The 18,773-nt window shown below is 48.8% G+C and carries 14 protein-coding genes; 3 read left to right on the top strand and 11 right to left on the bottom strand.

The window, feature by feature from the left end; translation table 11 throughout:
• Window positions 1-573 precede the first annotated feature (573 nt).
• Window positions 574-1,620, bottom strand: coding sequence for an acyltransferase (locus SPM24T3_RS04490; RefSeq protein WP_009635516.1), 1,047 nt, complete (start codon window positions 1,618-1,620; stop codon window positions 574-576).
• A 966-nt stretch (window positions 1,621-2,586) separates the two neighbouring features.
• A complete protein-coding gene (locus tag SPM24T3_RS04485; protein WP_009635515.1) occupies window positions 2,587-3,567 on the bottom strand; it encodes a VOC family protein in 981 nt (326 codons plus the stop codon).
• A gap of 592 nt (window positions 3,568-4,159) precedes the next feature.
• Between SPM24T3_RS04485 and SPM24T3_RS04480 the strand changes: the two genes are divergently transcribed.
• Window positions 4,160-4,705, top strand: coding sequence for a GNAT family N-acetyltransferase (locus tag SPM24T3_RS04480; protein ID WP_009635514.1), 546 nt, complete (start codon window positions 4,160-4,162; stop codon window positions 4,703-4,705).
• A 164-nt stretch (window positions 4,706-4,869) separates the two neighbouring features.
• On the opposite strand, the gene SPM24T3_RS04475 is transcribed toward SPM24T3_RS04480, so the two are convergent.
• From SPM24T3_RS04475 to SPM24T3_RS04435, 9 genes are all read right to left on the bottom strand, one after another.
• A complete protein-coding gene (locus SPM24T3_RS04475; protein ID WP_009635513.1) occupies window positions 4,870-5,799 on the bottom strand; it encodes a dihydrodipicolinate synthase family protein in 930 nt (309 codons plus the stop codon).
• A 57-nt stretch (window positions 5,800-5,856) separates the two neighbouring features.
• Window positions 5,857-6,846, bottom strand: a complete 990-nt coding sequence (locus tag SPM24T3_RS04470; protein ID WP_009635512.1) for an ABC transporter ATP-binding protein — start codon at window positions 6,844-6,846, stop codon at window positions 5,857-5,859.
• A complete protein-coding gene (locus tag SPM24T3_RS04465) occupies window positions 6,827-8,539 on the bottom strand; it encodes an iron ABC transporter permease (RefSeq protein WP_237712975.1) in 1,713 nt (570 codons plus the stop codon). Before SPM24T3_RS04465 ends, SPM24T3_RS04470 begins: the two co-directional genes overlap by 20 nt.
• Window positions 8,540-8,588: 49 nt before the next feature.
• On the bottom strand, window positions 8,589-9,719 hold the full coding sequence (locus SPM24T3_RS04460; RefSeq protein WP_009635510.1) for a Xaa-Pro peptidase family protein: 1,131 nt from the start codon (window positions 9,717-9,719) through the stop codon (window positions 8,589-8,591).
• A 23-nt stretch (window positions 9,720-9,742) separates the two neighbouring features.
• Window positions 9,743-10,789, bottom strand: a complete 1,047-nt coding sequence (locus tag SPM24T3_RS04455) for an ABC transporter substrate-binding protein (RefSeq protein ID WP_050956135.1) — start codon at window positions 10,787-10,789, stop codon at window positions 9,743-9,745.
• Window positions 10,790-10,858: 69 nt separating this feature from the next.
• A complete protein-coding gene (locus SPM24T3_RS04450; RefSeq protein WP_009635508.1) occupies window positions 10,859-11,560 on the bottom strand; it encodes a type 1 glutamine amidotransferase in 702 nt (233 codons plus the stop codon).
• Between the two features lie 52 nt (window positions 11,561-11,612).
• Entirely contained in the window at window positions 11,613-12,272 is a 660-nt protein-coding gene (locus SPM24T3_RS04445) for a GntR family transcriptional regulator (protein ID WP_009635507.1), read from the bottom strand.
• A gap of 431 nt (window positions 12,273-12,703) precedes the next feature.
• A complete protein-coding gene (locus SPM24T3_RS04440; protein WP_009635506.1) occupies window positions 12,704-14,056 on the bottom strand; it encodes an MFS transporter in 1,353 nt (450 codons plus the stop codon).
• 298 nt (window positions 14,057-14,354) lie between these two features.
• Entirely contained in the window at window positions 14,355-15,098 is a 744-nt protein-coding gene (locus SPM24T3_RS04435; RefSeq protein ID WP_037377524.1) for an IclR family transcriptional regulator, read from the bottom strand.
• A gap of 218 nt (window positions 15,099-15,316) precedes the next feature.
• Here SPM24T3_RS04435 and SPM24T3_RS04430 point away from each other — a divergent pair, with 218 nt between their 5' ends.
• Together SPM24T3_RS04430 and SPM24T3_RS04425 are read left to right on the top strand one after the other, a co-directional pair.
• On the top strand, window positions 15,317-16,657 hold the full coding sequence (locus SPM24T3_RS04430; protein WP_009635504.1) for an FAD-binding oxidoreductase: 1,341 nt from the start codon (window positions 15,317-15,319) through the stop codon (window positions 16,655-16,657).
• A 63-nt stretch (window positions 16,658-16,720) separates the two neighbouring features.
• A complete protein-coding gene (locus SPM24T3_RS04425; RefSeq protein WP_009635503.1) occupies window positions 16,721-18,772 on the top strand; it encodes a hydantoinase/oxoprolinase family protein in 2,052 nt (683 codons plus the stop codon).
• Window position 18,773: the final 1 nt, after the last annotated feature.

The following is an 18,773-nucleotide window of genomic DNA, read 5'->3' as shown; positions in this document are numbered from 1 at the left end:
GTTGGAGCTAGATTAGCTGTTATACTACTTGGTATAAGGAGACGAACTTTCCAGATTCAAACGTATAACCTGTTTTTTATCAAATAAATCTTGGCTAAATGTAAACTCGGCTTTTGGTCTGGGCGAAGTGATAATCATAAATTTCATCCTTATTGGTAGAACTATGCTCCTCTGATAAATCATTAAAACTGTAAGCCATGAGGCAAATTTCATCATTAAATATCCCCCCCCCTTACGAATCATTTTAATTATCTTACCGTTATGCCGGTAATGTCCGCTTCACGCACTGAGACACTTAACAATGTTTGTCAGGGCCTCAGTAAAAGCAAATTTCGCTCCTAAAGTGATAGTAAATATTTTTGCTGCGTCATAATATTATTAGCTGAATTAGATGAAAACAAAGCCAAGAGCATGTGCAGTTTGCATAAAAAATCCGGAAAGATTGCCTATTCCGGATTATCTCAAGGTGTCGGGTAGTTTGACCAATCCTTAACAGATCGGCGCTAGGTCCTATAGGGCATTCCTTTTGTTGAATGCATAGAATCATTTACCCATTGTAAACACGAACTTTTATTATCTATTGATTTTAATGGCTTTACTTGGTTTAAATAGGCTATTTCTCTCAACATTTAAATATAACCATTTAGATGCATACAAAGAAATAACAATGAGAGCTAACGAAAGTGGTATTCTCGTCCAAACTGTCAAAGACAACGCATCTTGTACTTTTAAAATTATCATCAAGAAGTTTGCATGGAACAGGTATAGTGAGAAGGAAAACTCGCCCACTGCATGGACTTTATTATAAATGTAACCTCTACAGTCAGCTGATGTAGCTAAATAAAGTAAAAACAATGATGAAGGTATTCCTGAGAATAGCAAATCACTCAGTTGTTCGTTACTTATATATTTTTGTGTGTAGCTCAGTAAAAACGTTGATAAAGGTATGACCAAGAGTGTCCAAATTTTAAATTCTCCAGGAGCATTTTGTTTTTCTAAAAAAATAGATCCAACCATACCAAATATGAACGGGAAAAGGCATAGATTACCTGTTATTGCCCTAAATGTTATCGTATGGAAACCCAAGTATGGGTCATTGCCATATAATAGTCTTGTAATGATTATTCCAGATATAATTATTGTTGAAGTCAGCGCGATAACTTTAATCTTACTTTTAGGGAAAATTGTTTTAGAAATTGAGAAAATAATATAAAAATAAAACTCATAAAACAATGTCCATGCTAATGGATTCGCAACTGACAATTTAGTTTTTTGTGATAAAGGATTATTGTCCCAGTCAACCCAAGGTATAAACAATGAGTTGTGAATAAAGTAGTCTAAAGAATGAGTTTGAATTGTAAAAAACAATATCAAGGGTGCTGATATTATTATATAAGATGGATATATCCTAAGTATTCTTTTTTTCATAAAGGATAAAAATCCGTCATCCTCTCTGAAAGAGTAAACCATTATAAACCCACTAAGACAAAAAAATATAGATACACCTATTTGAGGATTTGGAAGATAATTTGCGATGTATGTTGGCAGCAAATGGCCAAACACAACTATTAAAGCTGCAAGACCTCGAGCTATCTGTAGGTTATATATTTCTTTTTTCATGACTATACTCAGGCAAATTTGATATGGGTATTTTAGATTTCATATGAAAAAAATCAACTGTAAATTTTTTCTTAAACATTGAGATACCTTGTGATGTCTCGAATTCCTCTAAGGAAAAAGCCATCCGACAAGGTGATTTTCTCGAAGATCAACTCACCAATAAATCTACGAACTGCCTTTACTGACTTTCACAGGGAAGAGCAACCATTTCGGTCCTTTCAGTAAATCTTATTGCAGCAATTACCTCAAAATCTTTGGTCTTTTGCTAAAGCATTCCTGCTTTGTGAACTTCTTACAAATGGCTACAACGTATGTCGCTTTGCCATGCCCGGGATCCGTCTTAAAAATACAATGAAACATTTTTCATTGTTTTGACATGTAATCGAAGAGAGGTGCTTCCTTTATGCCTTGAAGCGTTCTATTGCGCTAGTAATGATAAGAAGCAACCTAAAAATATTAGGCTTCAATAATGCGTCTACCGCTAACAGTTAATCTACACTTACTGTGTGTAAAGATAAAGATAAAGAAAATTACCAGTCCAATATCTCAATAAAAAATATCAACAACGATAATAATTTTGGTCTGAGTGCCCACCAGCAGTTGATCCCTGTCGCTGGAGGGGATTATATTATTGAAGTTGATGATATTGATGGCAGTTGCCTAAAACGGTCGATGATGTTCTGTAAAATATTTTGATATCTTGCAGGAATTTGGATTTTTGTAGGTTGATGTGATTCAAGAGCAACATGCCAATGGAGCAAATTCCACTATAAGTTCAGCCGTTTTAGTTTCACACTCTTTTTCTGATTGCCGGATTTTTAGTCACCAGTCGGTATTCTGTCGGCTTCAGATCATTATGGTAATAAAGTAGCCGCTCGCTATTGTATTCTCGCGGCCAGCGTTTAATGAATGGTTCGGTTGAGCGGGATACTAAAAACGGCACTGGCCACAAGAAAAATAGCCGCCTTACTCTTTCAGGTGCTTAGGCACGGGCGGCGTGCCGTGGGTATGGAAAGTTTCGATAGTCTTTAATCCCCACGCCTGCCCTTTCTTACGCTCAGTTTCTGTCCACACTACCGTTTGCCAGTCTGGGGCCAGAATCAGTCGAGCGCCTGAGTTTGCCAACTCGACGCGGTTACCGGCAGGCTCCCAGACATAGAGGAAAAAGGTGCCCTGAATCGCATGCTTATGCGGGCCAGTCTCAATGTGTACACCGTTTTCCAAAAAGATATCTGCAGCGCGAAGAATGTCTTCACGGGAGTCGGTCGCGTAGGTGACGTGATGTAAACGCCCGTTCCCGCCGCCGTGTTCTTCGGTGCAGGCCAAATCATAAGTTTTATTGTTAATGGTAAACCAGCAGCCACCTATACGGCCATTATCCAGCTGAATCATCTCGGTAACACGCGAGCCGAGGCAGGTTTCCATAAAGTTTTTGAATTCACCCACGTCTGAAGCGAGCAGATTAAGATGATCCAGTCGGCGCGGAGAGGCTCCACGGCCATGATAGCGCTGCGCCAGATTTTTGAGCGATGGGCGTTCACTCGCCTCGGCCTGATAGCGCACGGTATCATAATAAATCTCAAAAACATGGCCAAAAGGATCGGAAAAGCGAAAGGCTCTACCATGCCCCTGTTCACCGTCAATCCATCCAATAACTTCATATTTACTGGCTTCAATAGCAGCTACACGGCGCATAAGTGCCGCTTCGGAAGATGCTCGATAGGCAATGTGCCCAACGCCTGTGGTGTGATGGCGCGTAAGCTTTAAAGTATGAAACTCATAGTCATCCCAGGCACGCAGCCACGCATGATTCTCATTTTGATCTGACACGGTAAGGCCATAGACATTAACGAAGAAATCGAGGCTCTCTTCGAATTTGTCGGTAAACATCTCAACGTGAGCCAGATGCGCAATGTCAAAACAAGGTTCTGGAAGTTGGCTTGTCATGGTGGTCTTCCTGTTTGTTATTTATGTAGGCACAAAGTTGTCATACTAATTTAGAGACAGGTTAACCGGCTGTTGCTGTGCAGGTCAGTTAGATTAAACTGATAGAGCTATGATTTCTATTTATAACGTAATCTGACTAACATATTGATTATTTGAGATTTGTAACTAATAAAAAAACCAGCTCAGCGATCTAACTTTTAATTACCAACCGTAATTATTATATAAAAAAGAAAACCCGCCTAGGCGGGTAAATGAGACAAGAATTTAAATACACATTATGACCATAGCCGCCTAACTCATTAATTTCAAATCGTCCAAATCAAATAGCGTAAAAATATACTTTAATGAATTTAATCCATTATTAAAAAGTATGACAAACCCTGCTACCAAGTCAAAATCTTATATTTCATGCGGGAATTACAAATAATTTACCATAAACATACATTCCATCTATCCTTTAAAAGAAAGCTTTAGTGCTACATTCCATAATCAAGCCCTGAAAGCTTTCATTGTCATTTTTATGGCGTGATATTACTTTTCAGAAAAAGCGGAATAATGTCATGCACAATTATTTCATTCATAGGATAACATCATGGAATATATTGGAAAATCAGTAAAACTATGCCTTGTTTCAATAGCGGATTATGAGTTTGTACATAGTATCAGAGTGTTACCTTCCAGCATTAAGTTTCTTAGCCAAGTCGATAATAACCCCCTGGAACAAAAACGTTGGCTTGAAAGTTATAAAGAAAGAGAAAAATCAGGTAAAGAATATTACTTTCTGATTGTTAGATTAGATACAGCAACGCCTGTTGGCACCATTAGAGCCTATAACGTTGATAATATTGAAAGTATTGCCCAGTGTGGCAGTTGGATCCTGACAGATAAAAAAACGTTAAGCTCCGCTATTGAGAGCATTTTATTAATGTGCCAGGCGATGAATGATAAAGGTATTAAAACAGTCATTGTGGACGCACGTAAAGATAATGTTAAAGCATTAAAGTTTATAATAAAAATATCTCATCGTTTCCATAGCGAGGATGACACCAACCTATACTATGAAATTGATGTCCCCACTATGGTTCAACGATTTTATAAAGACAACTTGAAATACCTTAAGCCACAAACATCAGAGTAGATTGACTTACGTTATAGTCACTACTGTATATAAATTAATTAGCAGCCCTACTATTTTCTTTCTTGCCCTTCTTCCAGTGCTTACGAATGTATTATTGATTAATAAGCCTCCTTAAGGGCTACATTTAGTCTTAATACATAATGGAAACATGAAAATAATTAATGTTATTCCTGTAATCGCTTTTCAAGACGTTCAATCAGTTGACCCAATTCACGCATATCGTCGCTATCTAATACCGGGCCGGGTTGACGTACCGCCGCGCTGCGGATAATGCCACGGCGGCACAGAGTTTCTTTACGCAATGCCAGGCCAATGCCGAATTGAAACTCGTGGCGCAACAACGGCAGATAAACGTCAAACAAATCTTCGGCTTCTTCAGGCTTACCTGCATCAAACAATGCGCAGACCTGCACCAACATTTCAGGATAGGCAAACCCGGTCATCGCCCCGTCAGCGCCACGGCGCATTTCCTGCGGTAAAAACAGGCCGCCGTTCCCGACCAGAATGCTGATACGACGCAGTTCCCTGGCAACACTTTGCGCCCTCACCTGACTTAGCTTGCGCAGACCCGGCAAGTCTTCATGCTTAAGCATGACTAATTGAGGCAAAGCCTTGATAAGGCGCAGGATCACCGCGACAGAGGTGTGTACTCCGGTGGATTGTGGAAAATCTTGCAGGCAGAGGGGTACATCGCCACCGAGTTGTTCCGCTACGCTCAGATAGTAATGGCTGATTTGGTCGTCAGTCTTAAGATTTGCCACCGGTGCCAGCATCACTCCGGCAGCACCTAACTCCATGGCGGTATGGCTTAACCGCTGTACGTGACGATGGGACGCATGGCTGACGCCCACCACTACCGGTACTTTACCATTGACCCGCGCCAGCACTCTGCGCATAAACAGCAGCGACTCTTCGTCGGTCAGTTTGGGGGCTTCCCCCATCATGCCAAGGATAGTAATCCCGCTAACGCCCTGCTGTAGATAAAAATCGGTCAGGCGATCGGCGCTTTCTAAATCCAGTTCACCATTATCGCTAAAAGGGGTGGCTGAAATGATATAGACACCGCGTGCCTGTTCGTCGAGTTTGCTGCTCATAGTGATCTTCCTGAATAAACTGTTTCATTGGCCTGAAAATCAGGCTTGCGCTTGTTGCTAAAATATCAATGTGTCTGCCTGCTGAAATCCCCAGTCGACAGCGGTTCCCGGTATACGCTCAAGCGGCGAAATGTCCGGCGGCGCATAGGCGATAATGGTTTGTCCCATCGAGGCGATAAACAGCTTCCAATGCATCCCGCAAAAAGTCGCCACCTGAATTTCTCCCCGATAACGCTGAGCGGCGAACCGGCTCGGGCTACCGACCAGTAAATGCTCGGGGCGAATGCCCAGCATGTTGCCGCCATCCTGCTGGATAAAATTACACTCCCCCAGAAACCCGGCGACAAAAGGGCTGCTCGGTTTGCGGTACAGGTCTTCGGGCGCTCCAGACGCGACAATGCTGCCGTTTTCCATAATCACGATAGTGTCCGAAAGATTCATCGCCTCCTCCTGATCGTGAGTGACAAACACCACCGTCAGCCCTAATTCTTGATGCAATTGTTTGATTTGTAGCTGTATGGTCTGGCGCAGATTTTTGTCCAGCGCCCCCAGAGGTTCATCCATCAACAGGATATCCGGATTAAAAACCAGCGCTCGCGCCAGTGCGGTACGCTGCTGCTGGCCACCGGAAAGCTCCCCCGGCATTCTCGCGCGAAAGTCTCTTAGACTGACCAGCTCTAACGCCTCGGCGACTTTACGGTCAATATCCGACTTTGCCAGACGCCTCATCCGCAGCGGAAAAGCCACGTTTTCAAATACCGACATATGCGGAAACAGCGCGTAGTTCTGAAATACCATGCCGATGTTGCGATCGGCTATCGACATACGGCTGACATTTTTACCTGAGATGTGCACACTGCCGCGATCGGGCATTTCAAACCCGGCGATAATCTTCAGCAAGGTCGTTTTGCCCGATCCCGATGCGCCCAGCAGAGTACAGAATTCGCCACGCCGCACTGACAAATTCACGTCCGGCAAGGCGACAACATCGCCGTAAGATTTGCGAATGCCGGTCAGGGTGACGTCTTTACCTTGTTGTTGTTGCATGCTTTTCTCCTTGACGACCGAACAGACTGTGAACAATCAAAATAAGCGCGGTTGCCGCGATCAGCACACAGGAGGCTGAAATAACCGTCGGATCGAAATCCACTGACAACCCCTCATACATCAATTTTGGCAGCGTACGATTGCGCAAATTGGTCAGGAACAGTGACATCACCACATCGTCGAACGAGGTGATAAACGCAAACACTGCGCCACCGATAATCCCCGGCAACAGCGCTGGCAACATCACACGCCTGAACATCTGCACCCAGCTCGCCCCCAGACTCAGCGCCGCCAGTTCAAGGCTGGGATCAAAACTTTGCAATGCTGCGCGCAGAGTAATATAGACGTAGGGAGTGGCCAGAACCGTATGGCCGATAACTAACGCGACGGAGTTATTCACCAGCCCCAACGGCCCACACAGGTAATACAACGCTACGGCAGTGATAATCGCGGGGACTGACATGGGGATAATAAACAGCGTTTCCAGCCAGCCTTTACGGCCTGGGCGCATCTTATACACGCCAAGCGCGGCGCTGGCTCCCAGCAGCATCGACACCACGGTGACCATCGCGCCGATTTTGATGCTTTGCCACAGCGCGGCCATCCATTTCGGGTCCTGAAAGAAACTTCGATACCAGCGGATGCCATATTCCGCGGGTGGAAAGGTCGGGAAACTGCTGGTGCCGAAGCTCATCGGGATCACCACCAATATTGGTAGCAGCAGGAACACCGCGCAAAGCAGTCCCGCCAGCGCGCTCATGCGCCCACCGCCGGTTCGCCTCCCGCCGCTCATCTGACTGCCTTTACCCGACTGGCCGCTCATCAATTTATCCAACCCAAACAGTCGGTTGAATAACCATAGAGCAAACAGCGTAGTCACCAGCAATACCCCAGCCAAAGCAGCTGCAATGCCCCAGTTCAATTCATCACTAATGTTGTAGGAGATAAGCTCGGCAATCATGCGCTGCGCCGGGCCGCCCATCAACGAGGGGGTGATGTAATAACCGACCGCGTTCATAAAAACGATGATGGCTCCCGCAACCACGCCAGGGCGGGTCAGCGGAAAAATTATCCGGGTAAAAATGCCGATAGAGTCAGCGCCAAGGCCCTGAGCCGCCTGAATCAGTGATTTATCCAAAGCACGAAAAGAAGAGTACAGCGGCAGCACGACAAACGGCATCAGTACATGAGTCATGCCGATCAGCACACCGGTAAAGTTATAGAGAAATGCAACGGGATGATCGATAAGGCGAGTGGTCACTAGCAGCGTATTCAACGGTCCATTTTGCTGCAACAGCGCTATCCACGCCGAAGTGCGCACCAGTGCGCTGGACCAGAACGGCAGCAGCACGGCGAAAAAAAGCAGTTTCGACAATGCTGGCCTGACCGAGGCCATCAGGTAAGCCAGCGGATAACTCATAACCACACAGCTAACGGTCACGACGGCGGCGATAACAAAAGTATTTTGCAGCACAACCCGGTAGATAGGGACCCTCAGCAAGCGCAAATAGTTATCCGCCGATAGCGTCCCCTGACTATAAAAACCCTCTTTAAGCAGGCCCAGAATAGGCCAGATAAAAAACAGCGCCAGAAAAATCAACAGCGGCAAAGCCAGCAGTGTCAGTCGGGAAAAACGCCGCATCCCCTTTTCTTTTTCCGCCGCGTCAAGCCGGGGTATAGATGATATCGTCACGTTATCTCTCCGGTGTTTCGCGCCATGTGAGCTGCGCCGTCCTGATGCCCTAGCTGATAAACAACTGACGGGGAAACTGAGTTAATCTCTCATAACCCTGTTCGGTAATTGCGATGGTTTCAGACATGCCAAAACCGCGCGCCAACACGTAAGTATGAAAAGTCATGCCCGGAGCAAAATGCCAACTGCAGCCGGGTGCGGCTTCCAGTGGCTCGCCGCCGCTTGGCGCCAGCAGCAGGCCGACCGAGTAAAAGGTCTTATTGGTATAGATGTCGCGCAAGCCCGCCGACATCACTCCGTCACGATAAATGGCATCAGGCACGGTGGCCGCCACGCCGGGCCGCACTTCTGCCAGTGCCGCATCCTGAATGGCGATCAGTTGCTCAACGATGCGCTGATCCTCTTCACTGGCGTGCCCAACGCGGATTGGGCGCATAAAACGCGCATGGTAATGCCGCACGTTGGGCGTAGTTTCAATCTGCACAATATCGCCGTGTGCCAGCACGCGATCGCTGTAACCACCGTGCAAATGATAAGCTCGCTCACCTGATGACATTACCCCTGGCCCCGGTAAATCACTGCCTGCGCGGATCATCGCGCTACAAATTTCGGCGGCCATTTCCCGTTCGCTGACACCGACTTTGGCCGAGCCGATAGCCGCAGCCATACCAGCCTCGGCCGCCCGCGCCGCACGGCGTTGATAGCTAATTTCTGCCGGTGATTTTATAAAGCGCATTTGAGTGACCCACTGACTTTCATCAAGCATCAGCGCCTGCGGCAACCCCGCCTTGATGCCGTTAAAACGAGCCACCGACAGCGGCCACGCGGCCATTTCCACCGCCAGCCGCGGTGAATCACCAAGCCGAGAGCGGATAGCCTGCACTGCAATGGCCGTTTTATCATCGCTGTCGCTCCACATGACGCGGTCGTCGTAAAGGCAGGTACTATCGAGGTAGTAAGCTTCCACGTCGCGGCAAATCAAGGTTGGCTCACCGCTCGCCGGAATAATGGCAAACTGGAACGATGAATAAGCTCGAGTGAAAAATCCTGTTATCCAGGTTACGCTTTCCGGCATAAATGCCAGCAGGGCGTCATACCCTTTTTCCACCAGTTGTTGCTGTACACGCGCCAGACGCTGCTGGTATTCCACTTTTTCAAACCAGTAATCGGTTGCCACCATGACCAACTCCTTTCAGTGAATGTTTATTGCATGGCTGTGTTGTAGGCTTCGCCCGCGGCGAGAGAATGTGCTGCCCACCAGTTGATATTCATAAATACTGCATTGGCCAGCCGGTCGGGCGTGGAAGGAAGCCTGCCCTGCAGCGACTTATCAATCAGAGGGATCGATTTAGGCGTTACGGGGCCATAAGCGACATATTTGCTGAACCGCGCCTGCACTTCCGGGCGAATGATATAATTAAGGAATTTAATCGCCTGCGCCTTGTCCGGTGCTCCTTTGACAATCATGAAATAGCCCACTTGGGCCACTGACTGGCTCCAGGACATGGCAATCGGCAAGCCGCTATCAATACCGGCCTGAAAACGACCGTTCCAACCCAGCGCCATCACGACTTCACCGCTGCCTAACGCCTGCACCGGCTGCGCACCTGACGACCACCACATCGCGACATAAGGCTTGATCTGGCGAATTTTATTCAAGGCGCGATCCATACCGGCTTTGGTATCCAGCGTTTTATAGATATCGGCAGGGGCGACGCCGTCGGCCAGCAATGCCGCTTCCAGCACGGTGTCCGGCTTATCCGGCAGCGTGCGCTTGCCGGGGAATTTCTTCACGTCCCAAAAGTCGGCGAAGGTTTTTGGGCCGCCATTAGGGAAAGCCTTGGTTGAATAGCCAATAACGGTTGAAAAAATTTCAGAAGGAACACCGTAATCATTGCGCGCTGCAGGTAAAACATTACTTTCATCGACCATAGCGGGCGTGATTTTCTCGAAAAGTCCGCTTTGTGCCCCCTGCATCAGGCTAGCGCCACCGGCTGTCACCACGTCCCACTGAACCTGATGGGTGTCCACCATCGCTTTGATGCGAGCGATTACCGGGTTGGTATCCTCGGTAATCTGAATACCGGTTTCCTGAGTAAAAGGTTTCATCCAGGCGGCGCGGATCCCATCCTGATAAGCCCCGCCCCAACTGGCAAAAGTCATTTCTTCAGCCGCTGTGGCGCTTAGCGGCAGCGCCGCAGCAACCATAACGGTGAGCATGCCAAGCATTTTATTGCGCATTCTTGTCATCACTTTTCCCTTATTAAATGGATAAAAATCGTCATTATTCAGACCATTGCCTGCCAAGACGATAAATCATTACCTGGAGATAAATGTCACAAAGCGAGTGAGCATCGACTTGGCGGCTGAAGCCTCGTCGGCGGTGGCGATCAGTTGCTCGATATCCGCGCCATCGCGCTCCATGGTGGCGCGATTTTGCTCAAACCACAGCGGTGCCTGCTGTAGCGTAATTTCAGGATGACCCTGAATACCCCAAATCGGCTGGTCTTTATAACGCCAGATTTGATTAGGACATTGGTCGCTGGAAGCCAGAATGGTCATATCCGGATGGGTCGCGCGCACCTCATCGTTATGCCAGACAAACATATACACCTGCGGCACAATGCCGGAGGCAATGATATCGTCGGCGGCCGCAGGCGTTGCCTGTAGCCATTTATTACCGATTTCACACGCGGGGCGTCGAAAGACTTGATCACGTCCGCATAATGCCGAGGCCAGAATTTGGCTGCCGAAACAAACGCCCAGCATCGGAATACCCAGCTCTGCGGCTTCTGCGATTAGCCGATGCTCGTGGAGGATAAAAGGAATATCTTCATAGGCTCCGTGCGGGCTGCCGGAAAGAAAAATGCCGTCATAACCGGTCAAATCGCTGGGGAACTGGTTTTGGTAAGCCCAAAAACGGTCAACCTCCATCCCCCAAGACTCAAAACGATCGTCCAACTGGGCTATCGTCTTTTGCGATGTGCCGTTGTGGAGATAAAGCAGACGCTTGCGACCCATCGGGCCTCCTGATGTTGGTTAATTGACCGTGATAAGCGGCTGAAATTTAATGCTAAAGGCTGCTGGTAAACGACTGGATTATCGCGTTGCGGGCACTTTCGATGTGTTTTGCCATCGCCTGCGCGGCCGCCTCTCCGTCTCCTGCTTCGATAGCATCGATAATTGCCAGATGCTCGTTACGCCCTGGCTCAAATCGCGAAGGCACCGTCTCTTTACCAAACATCCGAGTGCGGGTGCGTAACTCGGCTATCAGGCGCAGCAGCAACTTGTTGCCGCTGGTTTCGGCGATGCTGAAATGCAAAAAGTCATCGACCTCCCAGTGATAACCGCCGCTGACCTGCGCGGGGTTTTCCATGGCCATCAGCCGTTGGCGGACTGCGGTGAGTTTCTCTGCCGACATTTTGCCGGCCGCGCTGCGAGCAGCATCGGCCTCCAGCAGCATGCGCACCGACATGATTTCTAAAATCTCACTCAGCTCAACACCATTAACCAACAGGGTCCTGCCCGAACGGCGCAGATAATGACTGCCTTCTAAGCGCCCCAACGCTTCTCGAATTGGCGTGCGCGAAAGCCCCAGTTTCTCCACCAGCCGCCGCTCACTGACCACCTCCCCATTGGCCAGCTCCCCCGCCTGAATCATATGCAAGACGGCGTCAAAGGCATTTTGCGTCAGCGATTGGTCATTGACCGGATTCAACTCCATTGCTTTCATTTTCGCCGCCTATTGCATGTTTTTTATCCACTCCTTTTTTGTATTCTATTTGTATACCGTGTGTCTATGATTAAATTTTGCAGCGTAATGCTGCAAACTCCCGAGAATAAGAGACTAACGGCAGCGAAATAAGAAAAACTTATTACTGGCTTGGATTTTGGTATTTTAGTGCCACGTTGCGATAAGCCCGCGCGCGCCTGCAGCAGGCGACGGATAAGGGATGCCAGAAAAATTCGTTCTTGGGAGAGCGTATTTTTTGAGGTTATGCAGTCGATTTAAATATGTCAGAGGCGGTAATAATATGTAATTCATATAGGTAGAAAATGCCCACCCACATCATCAATCTGCGACAGTAAATTTTTCAAGGGTTGCGTTAGCCCCCCTTTTCAAAATAGATAACATTATCGATGCTTTATATTAGTTTTTAAGCGCTAAACCACTCGATCGTAGCCTGTATTAACCACGTCCTGTTGAGTAGCCCGCTTTTGCTGTGGCTTGTAATGGAAAAATAGACTGATTGAGATAAACGACACCAGCGCAACACAAGCAACATAGCCGACCACAGTAAATGGATTTCCGGTGGTGGTAACCAGCCAGGTGGCAATTAATGGCGCGGTTCCGCCAAACAGCGCAGTGCCAACGTTATAGGCCATTGATCCCGCGGTAGCGCGCATTTCGGCAGGAAACATATCCACTAAACCAATATTAACTCCGCTCGTAATCATGGGGAAAATCAAAACCGGGATCATAGTGGCAATAATTGCGCTCAATAAGGTTGCCTGCTGAGCAATCAGGAAGGAGAAGAAAATAGCGGGTACTACCAGCACGCAGCCAATCAGCATAATCCGTTTACGGCCAATAAGATCATTCAGATAACCGTGTAATAAGGTGCTAAAAATAAGTACCATCTGCGAGATGAAAATGGCAAGCGCGACATCGGATTTATCCAGCCCGATAAATCGGCTAAGGTAAGTTGCAAAGAATCCCAGAATTAAATAATTGGATAGCGTATGGCTCATCAGAATGGAAATAAACACCAGCATGTTTTTCCACTGCGAGCGAATAACATCCATTACTCCCGGTGGTTTGATGCCTTTGCTTTTACGTTCATGTTCAATCATCACAAATTCTGGCGACTCATCCAGTTTTCTACGGATCCAGAGCCCGACCATTCCTAAAGGAAATCCGATAGCAAACATCACCCGCCAACCCCACTGCTCCATTTGTACGTTGGTTATAAAATGCGAAAGCGCAGCAAAAATACCCAATGCAATAGCGGTGCCGATATAAGCACCTGCAGGCGAAAAAGAAGCACGAAAAGCTCGGCGATGGCTCTGAGAGTTCTCGACAATATAGTCCGTCGCGGTGGCATATTCCCCACCGGCAAAGAATCCCTGCACGAGTCGAAAAGCCACTAATAATATCGTTGCCGTGCTGCCCGCCTGTGAATAGGTTGGTAATAATGCGGTCAGGCCGGTAATAATGCTCATCCCGGTAATAGTAATCATTAGTACCGAACGCCGTCCCCAACGATCGCTTAACTGCCCCAAAATTATCCCGCCAATCGGCCGGATAAGAAAACTGGATGCGTATATCAGTAAAACGGACAGTAAAGCGGTAAAAGGAGCATCTTGCGGAAAGAAAATACGTGAAATAACGCTGGCCAGCAGGCCATAAACGGCAAAGTCCAAAAACTCGACCATATTACCGGCCACTGCGCCTATCAATGTCTTTCGCTGCATTGCCGGTGTGACCCTGGGTAAAATCATCTCGGTATTATTCATAAACTATAAACCTCCATGCTACGCAGTCATTGTCAGTAATACGTTAATGGGAATACCTGTATCGATGTCAGCTCTACCGCCAAACAAGAGCCTTCTCAAAGCGCTCTATGCCACATTGTGGTACATCGTGCCAATTATGTTATATGACCATTTTTTATACTGCAATACGACAAGGCATAGGTCATTCTTATGACCGATTTAGCGAAGAGGATAAAAAAATAATGATCATCTGAATTCAGATTACGAGAGAGGCAGTCAACGGATTATATGAAATTAGGGGCCGCAACCCCCAAAATAACTATTGCGGTTGGCTATGGCTTATCTTACGAGCAGCCTGAACAATCATGTCTCCCCAAGCTTTTTCCGAAGAGGAGTTATAACGAGAATCGGGCATAGAAATACAAATACTGCCTACCGGCTGGTCACCCTGTTCGAATATTGGCGCGCCGATGGCGAAAATACCCGGACGGTAATAGCCGCGATTGATGGAATAACCGCGCTCACGAATAGCCTTTAATTCGGCACGCAGCGCGGCGGGATCCACCAGTGTTGCGCTATTCCAGGCTTTCAGTCCGGCGTTAATCACCGCGTCAATTTTTTCCTCGGGCATCCAGGCCATCATCGCCAGGCCATTGGCCGTAGAATACAGCGGCGACACCTCTCCCACGTTGCTCACAGCCCTGACAGCATGGTGACTTTCCAGACGATCAATGACCACAATACCGTTAATACCATCGGCAACCGACACGTAAACCGTTTCATTGGTAGCATCACGCAGCTCAGTCATCGGCCCGCGCGAGGCTGAAGAAAGCCCGCCGTTGGCTAATTCTGCCGGTCTGATAGTTAATACGTGCGAGCTAACCGACCAGCGAGGCACGTCACCGTCACTCAGGCGTAACCACCCTGCTTCATGAAAAGCCCACAGGATGCGTTGCACGGTAGATTTTGGCAGCTTCATTATCCGGGCGAGTTCCCCTACGCTGATCGGCTGATGCTGAGACACTTTCTCTAGTATATTGAGGCTCTTGAGCAGACTTTGCATTATTCCATTCTATGATTGGTTTGCCAATTTACCTCCGATAATACTGGCACTGGCGACACTGCGCCACCGCCGCAACCACAAATTAACCTGTCCTTGCCTCTTGCCAGTACAAAAAATGTCATGCTAATGTATTTTAAATGGCACGCCGTGCCATATTATGGCACAAGAGATTTTTCTCCCTCTTGATGACGTGAACGATTAATCCAGCGAGATAACCGATGGCCCAGCGAGCAACGATTTTTAGTGAAGACTTCAGTGAATCGCCCTACTGGTGGCAGCAGTGGCGTCCTCATGAATCAAGCCAGGCTGCAATCCCTGCAGAGACGGAATTTGCCATTATCGGCGCGGGTTATACCGGCCTGTGCTGCGCCCTCGAACTGGCTAACCACGGCTATCAAGTCACTATTTTTGATGCGGGTTTACCCGGCGAAGGCGCCAGCACGCTGAGTGGCGGGCAAGTCACGGGAGGCGTTAACGTTGGCAAGAGCATGGTGCGAAAAAAACAGTCCACCACCGATGAATCAGCTTTGCAAAAAGCCCGTCTGCATGAGGCTGCCGAGGGCTATCGATTTCTAGAGGCCCTGATCGAGCGCTACGGTATTGACTGTGATTATCAGCAAAATGGCCGTATCAGCGCCGCCTGGATCCCCCAGCAGTTAGAAAGTTGGAAAAAAAAGCTGCCGCTGCTCAATGAGATAAGTCAAACCGATGCGCGTATTCTCAGTCGTGAAGAGATCCGTCAGGAGCTGGATACTGATATTTATGCCGGTGGCGTACTGATTAAACGTGCGGGTCAGCTTAATCCTGCTCGTTACTACGGCGGATTACTTGCCGCAGTAATGAATGCCGGTGTGACGTTGTGCAGTTATGCGGCAGTGAAAAATGTCGAAAAACTTACCGTCGATTATCGTCTACATACCGCTCGTGGAACCTGTCGCGCACGCAAAGTCGTGATCGCTACAAATGGCTATACCGGGCATGAAATCCCAGAATTAAGACGCAAGATTGTGCCCGTGACCAGCCATCAAATCGCCACTGAACCGCTGCCAGAGGCGTTGCGTAAAAGCCTGATCCCCAAGCGCCGTGGCGTGGCCGAAACGCAGCGTGTCACACACTACTTTCGCTATTCGCCCGATGGCACGCGCCTGCTGTTTGGCGGCCGTGCCCGTTTTTATCCACTAAATCTGCGTCAGTCTGGCGAGGTCTTGCATCGCCATATGGTCGAGCGTTTCCCGCAGTTAAGTGACGTAAAAATTGCTTACAGCTGGGGCGGCAAAGTCGCGGTCACCCTCGATTATCTCCCCCACCTTGGACAAACCACAGATGGCTGCTATTACGCGGCGGGTTGCAACGGTAGCGGAGTCACCATGATGAGCTGGTTGGGCCATCGTTTGGCTCGTCACTTAATCGATGACCAGCCGTTACACCTGAGCCCTTATGGCGCAACGCCCATGCCAGGACATGCCTTGTACCGTGGCAGAACGTGGTTTATGCCGCTGCTCGGCAGCTATTACCAAATTCGCGACAGTCTGGACAAACGAGCAGAAAAGTCGTCCTGAACACTTTGCCTGCCCGCTGACTGTGCAGGCCTTATTTAATCGAATGTTATTACAGAGGTGATTATGGGTTTAAGAATTGGGGTGGATATCGGCGGCTCCTTTACCGATTTGGCTGTGTTTGATGACGAGACCGGCAAGCTTTCGAGCCTCAAAGTGTTTTCGCGCCCCGACAGACCGGGCGAGGAAGTGCTGGAAGGCATGCGCCAGCTCACTGCGCGCTACGGTATCGACCCTGCGGATGTCACCTACTTTACGCATGGCACCACGGTGGGCGTGAACGCGGTTGTACAGAAGAAAGGCGCTCGCCTGGGCTTAATCACCACTCGTCATTTTGAGGATGTTCTCGATCTTGGCCGCTTGAAAACGCCGGATATGTATAGCCTGTTTTCACTGCGCCCCGAGTCGCTGATTAGCCGCGATCGGGTATTCGGCATTGACGCGCGCATGGATGCTCAAGGCAATGAAATCCTTGCCGTTGATGTCGCCAGCGTGTTGAACGCCGTTGAAAAATTGCAGCAAAGCGGCTGCGTGGGCGTGGTGATATCTCTGCTGCATGCCTACCGTAATCCGGCGCACGAATATCAGGTTAAAGCCATTATCGAACAGGCCATCCCCGGCTTCTTCGTCTGTTGCTCCAGCGATGTCTGGCCGATCATTCGAGAATTCGAACGGACACAAACGGCGGTGATTGGCGCTTATGTGCAGCCACACGTGGCTCATTATCTGGGGGCTTTGGAAGTGGCACTGAAAAATGCCGGCGTTCCGGCGGGCCTGAAGGTCACCAAGTCCAACGGTGGCGTGATGAGCGCGGAGAACGGCAAAAAAGACTGCGTGCAGATGATCCTCTCCGGTACGGCTTCGGGTGTGATCGGCGCGGCCTGGGTCGCGCGCATGTGCCAACGCCCGAACGTAATGAGTCTGGATATTGGCGGCACCACCGCCGACGTGGCACTGATTGTCGACGGCCAGCCGCAGTATGATACCGGCGAGTTTATTGGCGATTATCAGATTCATATTCCTTCGGTTTCCGTGACGTCTATCGGCGACGGCGGCGGCTCGATTGCCTGGGTTGACGATTTTGGCGTACTAAAAGTAGGACCGGAAAGCGCTGGCTCCACCCCAGGCCCAGTGTGCTACGGTCGTGGCGGTTCGCGTGCAACCATCACCGATGCCTTCGCCAGCCTGGGAATTTTGGGTCAGGCGGAATTGGGTTATAACGCCGTAAACGTTGATGTTGCAGCAGCCCGTCGGGTTATTGGCGAGCTTGCCGCTCAGCTGGGGCAACGCCCCGAAGAAACCGCCGAGGCAATTATTCGCGTGGCTATCTCGGGCATGTACGCCGGGATAAGCCGACTGGTTTCGCGGTTTGGGATCGATCCGCGCCAGTTCTCGCTGATGCCGTTTGGCGGCGCGGGTCCGATGATGGCCTGCTATCTGGCACGCGCGCTGAGTATCAGAGAAGTGTTGGTACCCGTGACGCCCGGAGTACTGAGCGCGTTGGGCGGTCTGGTCGCCGACATCAAAAACGATTTTGTGAAAATCACCTTTGAAGTACTGAATGAAGAAACTCTGCCGGCTATCGAGCAAGATTTCAATAACCTTGAAAACGTAGCCAGAGAATGGTTGATCAACGAAAATGCCGACCCTGCCGGTGCTTGTTTCATATTTTCGGCGGAGATGCGCTATAAAGGCCAATCTTTTGAGATTGAAACCCCTCTTGCTGCAGAAGATATTCAGCAACGTCGACTGGAAGCGATCCGTCAGGCATTTCATGATGAACATCAGCGGCTTTATGGTTATTTCGACGAAAAAGCCACTATTCAAATCGTCTCGCTGCGACTGGTCGCCAGCCGTGAAGTGAGTAAACCGGTGTTGCAACCGCTGGAACATCGCGAAGAAACGCCACAACCGCTGCGACTGATTGATGTCTGGATGGACGATGGCTTCTTAAATGTTCCTCTTTACCAGCGCAGCCAGCTTTTTGCTCGTCAACAAGTCTCTGGCCCGGCCGTTATCGCGCAGGATGATACCACCACCGCCATTCTTCCCGGCTTCGTCGCACAAGTTGATGACTGGGGCAATCTGGTTCTAACCAACACCACACTGGCAAATTAAA

Source organism: Serratia sp. M24T3, assembly GCF_000257645.1.
Taxonomy (GTDB): domain Bacteria; phylum Pseudomonadota; class Gammaproteobacteria; order Enterobacterales; family Enterobacteriaceae; genus Rouxiella.
The sequence above is the reverse complement of the archived record's forward strand: the minus strand, read 5'-3'. Positions and strand labels throughout refer to the sequence as shown.

Excerpts from the sequence above, each read along its gene's own strand:
- SPM24T3_RS04450 (WP_009635508.1), bottom strand. The coding sequence starts at position 11,560 with ATGGGTCGCAAGCGTCTGCTTTATCTCCACAACGGCACATCGCAAAAG.
- SPM24T3_RS04480 (WP_009635514.1), top strand. The coding sequence starts at position 4,160 with ATGGAATATATTGGAAAATCAGTAAAACTATGCCTTGTTTCAATAGCG.
- SPM24T3_RS04445 (WP_009635507.1), bottom strand. The coding sequence starts at position 12,272 with ATGAAAGCAATGGAGTTGAATCCGGTCAATGACCAATCGCTGACGCAA.
- SPM24T3_RS04430 (WP_009635504.1), top strand. The coding sequence starts at position 15,317 with ATGGCCCAGCGAGCAACGATTTTTAGTGAAGACTTCAGTGAATCGCCC.
- SPM24T3_RS04440 (WP_009635506.1), bottom strand. The coding sequence starts at position 14,056 with ATGAATAATACCGAGATGATTTTACCCAGGGTCACACCGGCAATGCAG.
- SPM24T3_RS04485 (WP_009635515.1), bottom strand. The coding sequence starts at position 3,567 with ATGACAAGCCAACTTCCAGAACCTTGTTTTGACATTGCGCATCTGGCT.
- SPM24T3_RS04455 (WP_050956135.1), bottom strand. The coding sequence starts at position 10,789 with ATGACAAGAATGCGCAATAAAATGCTTGGCATGCTCACCGTTATGGTT.
- SPM24T3_RS04470 (WP_009635512.1), bottom strand. The coding sequence starts at position 6,846 with ATGCAACAACAACAAGGTAAAGACGTCACCCTGACCGGCATTCGCAAA.
- SPM24T3_RS04435 (WP_037377524.1), bottom strand. The coding sequence starts at position 15,098 with ATGCAAAGTCTGCTCAAGAGCCTCAATATACTAGAGAAAGTGTCTCAG.
- SPM24T3_RS04460 (WP_009635510.1), bottom strand. The coding sequence starts at position 9,719 with ATGGTGGCAACCGATTACTGGTTTGAAAAAGTGGAATACCAGCAGCGT.
- SPM24T3_RS04490 (WP_009635516.1), bottom strand. The coding sequence starts at position 1,620 with ATGAAAAAAGAAATATATAACCTACAGATAGCTCGAGGTCTTGCAGCT.
- SPM24T3_RS04425 (WP_009635503.1), top strand. The coding sequence starts at position 16,721 with ATGGGTTTAAGAATTGGGGTGGATATCGGCGGCTCCTTTACCGATTTG.
- SPM24T3_RS04475 (WP_009635513.1), bottom strand. The coding sequence starts at position 5,799 with ATGAGCAGCAAACTCGACGAACAGGCACGCGGTGTCTATATCATTTCA.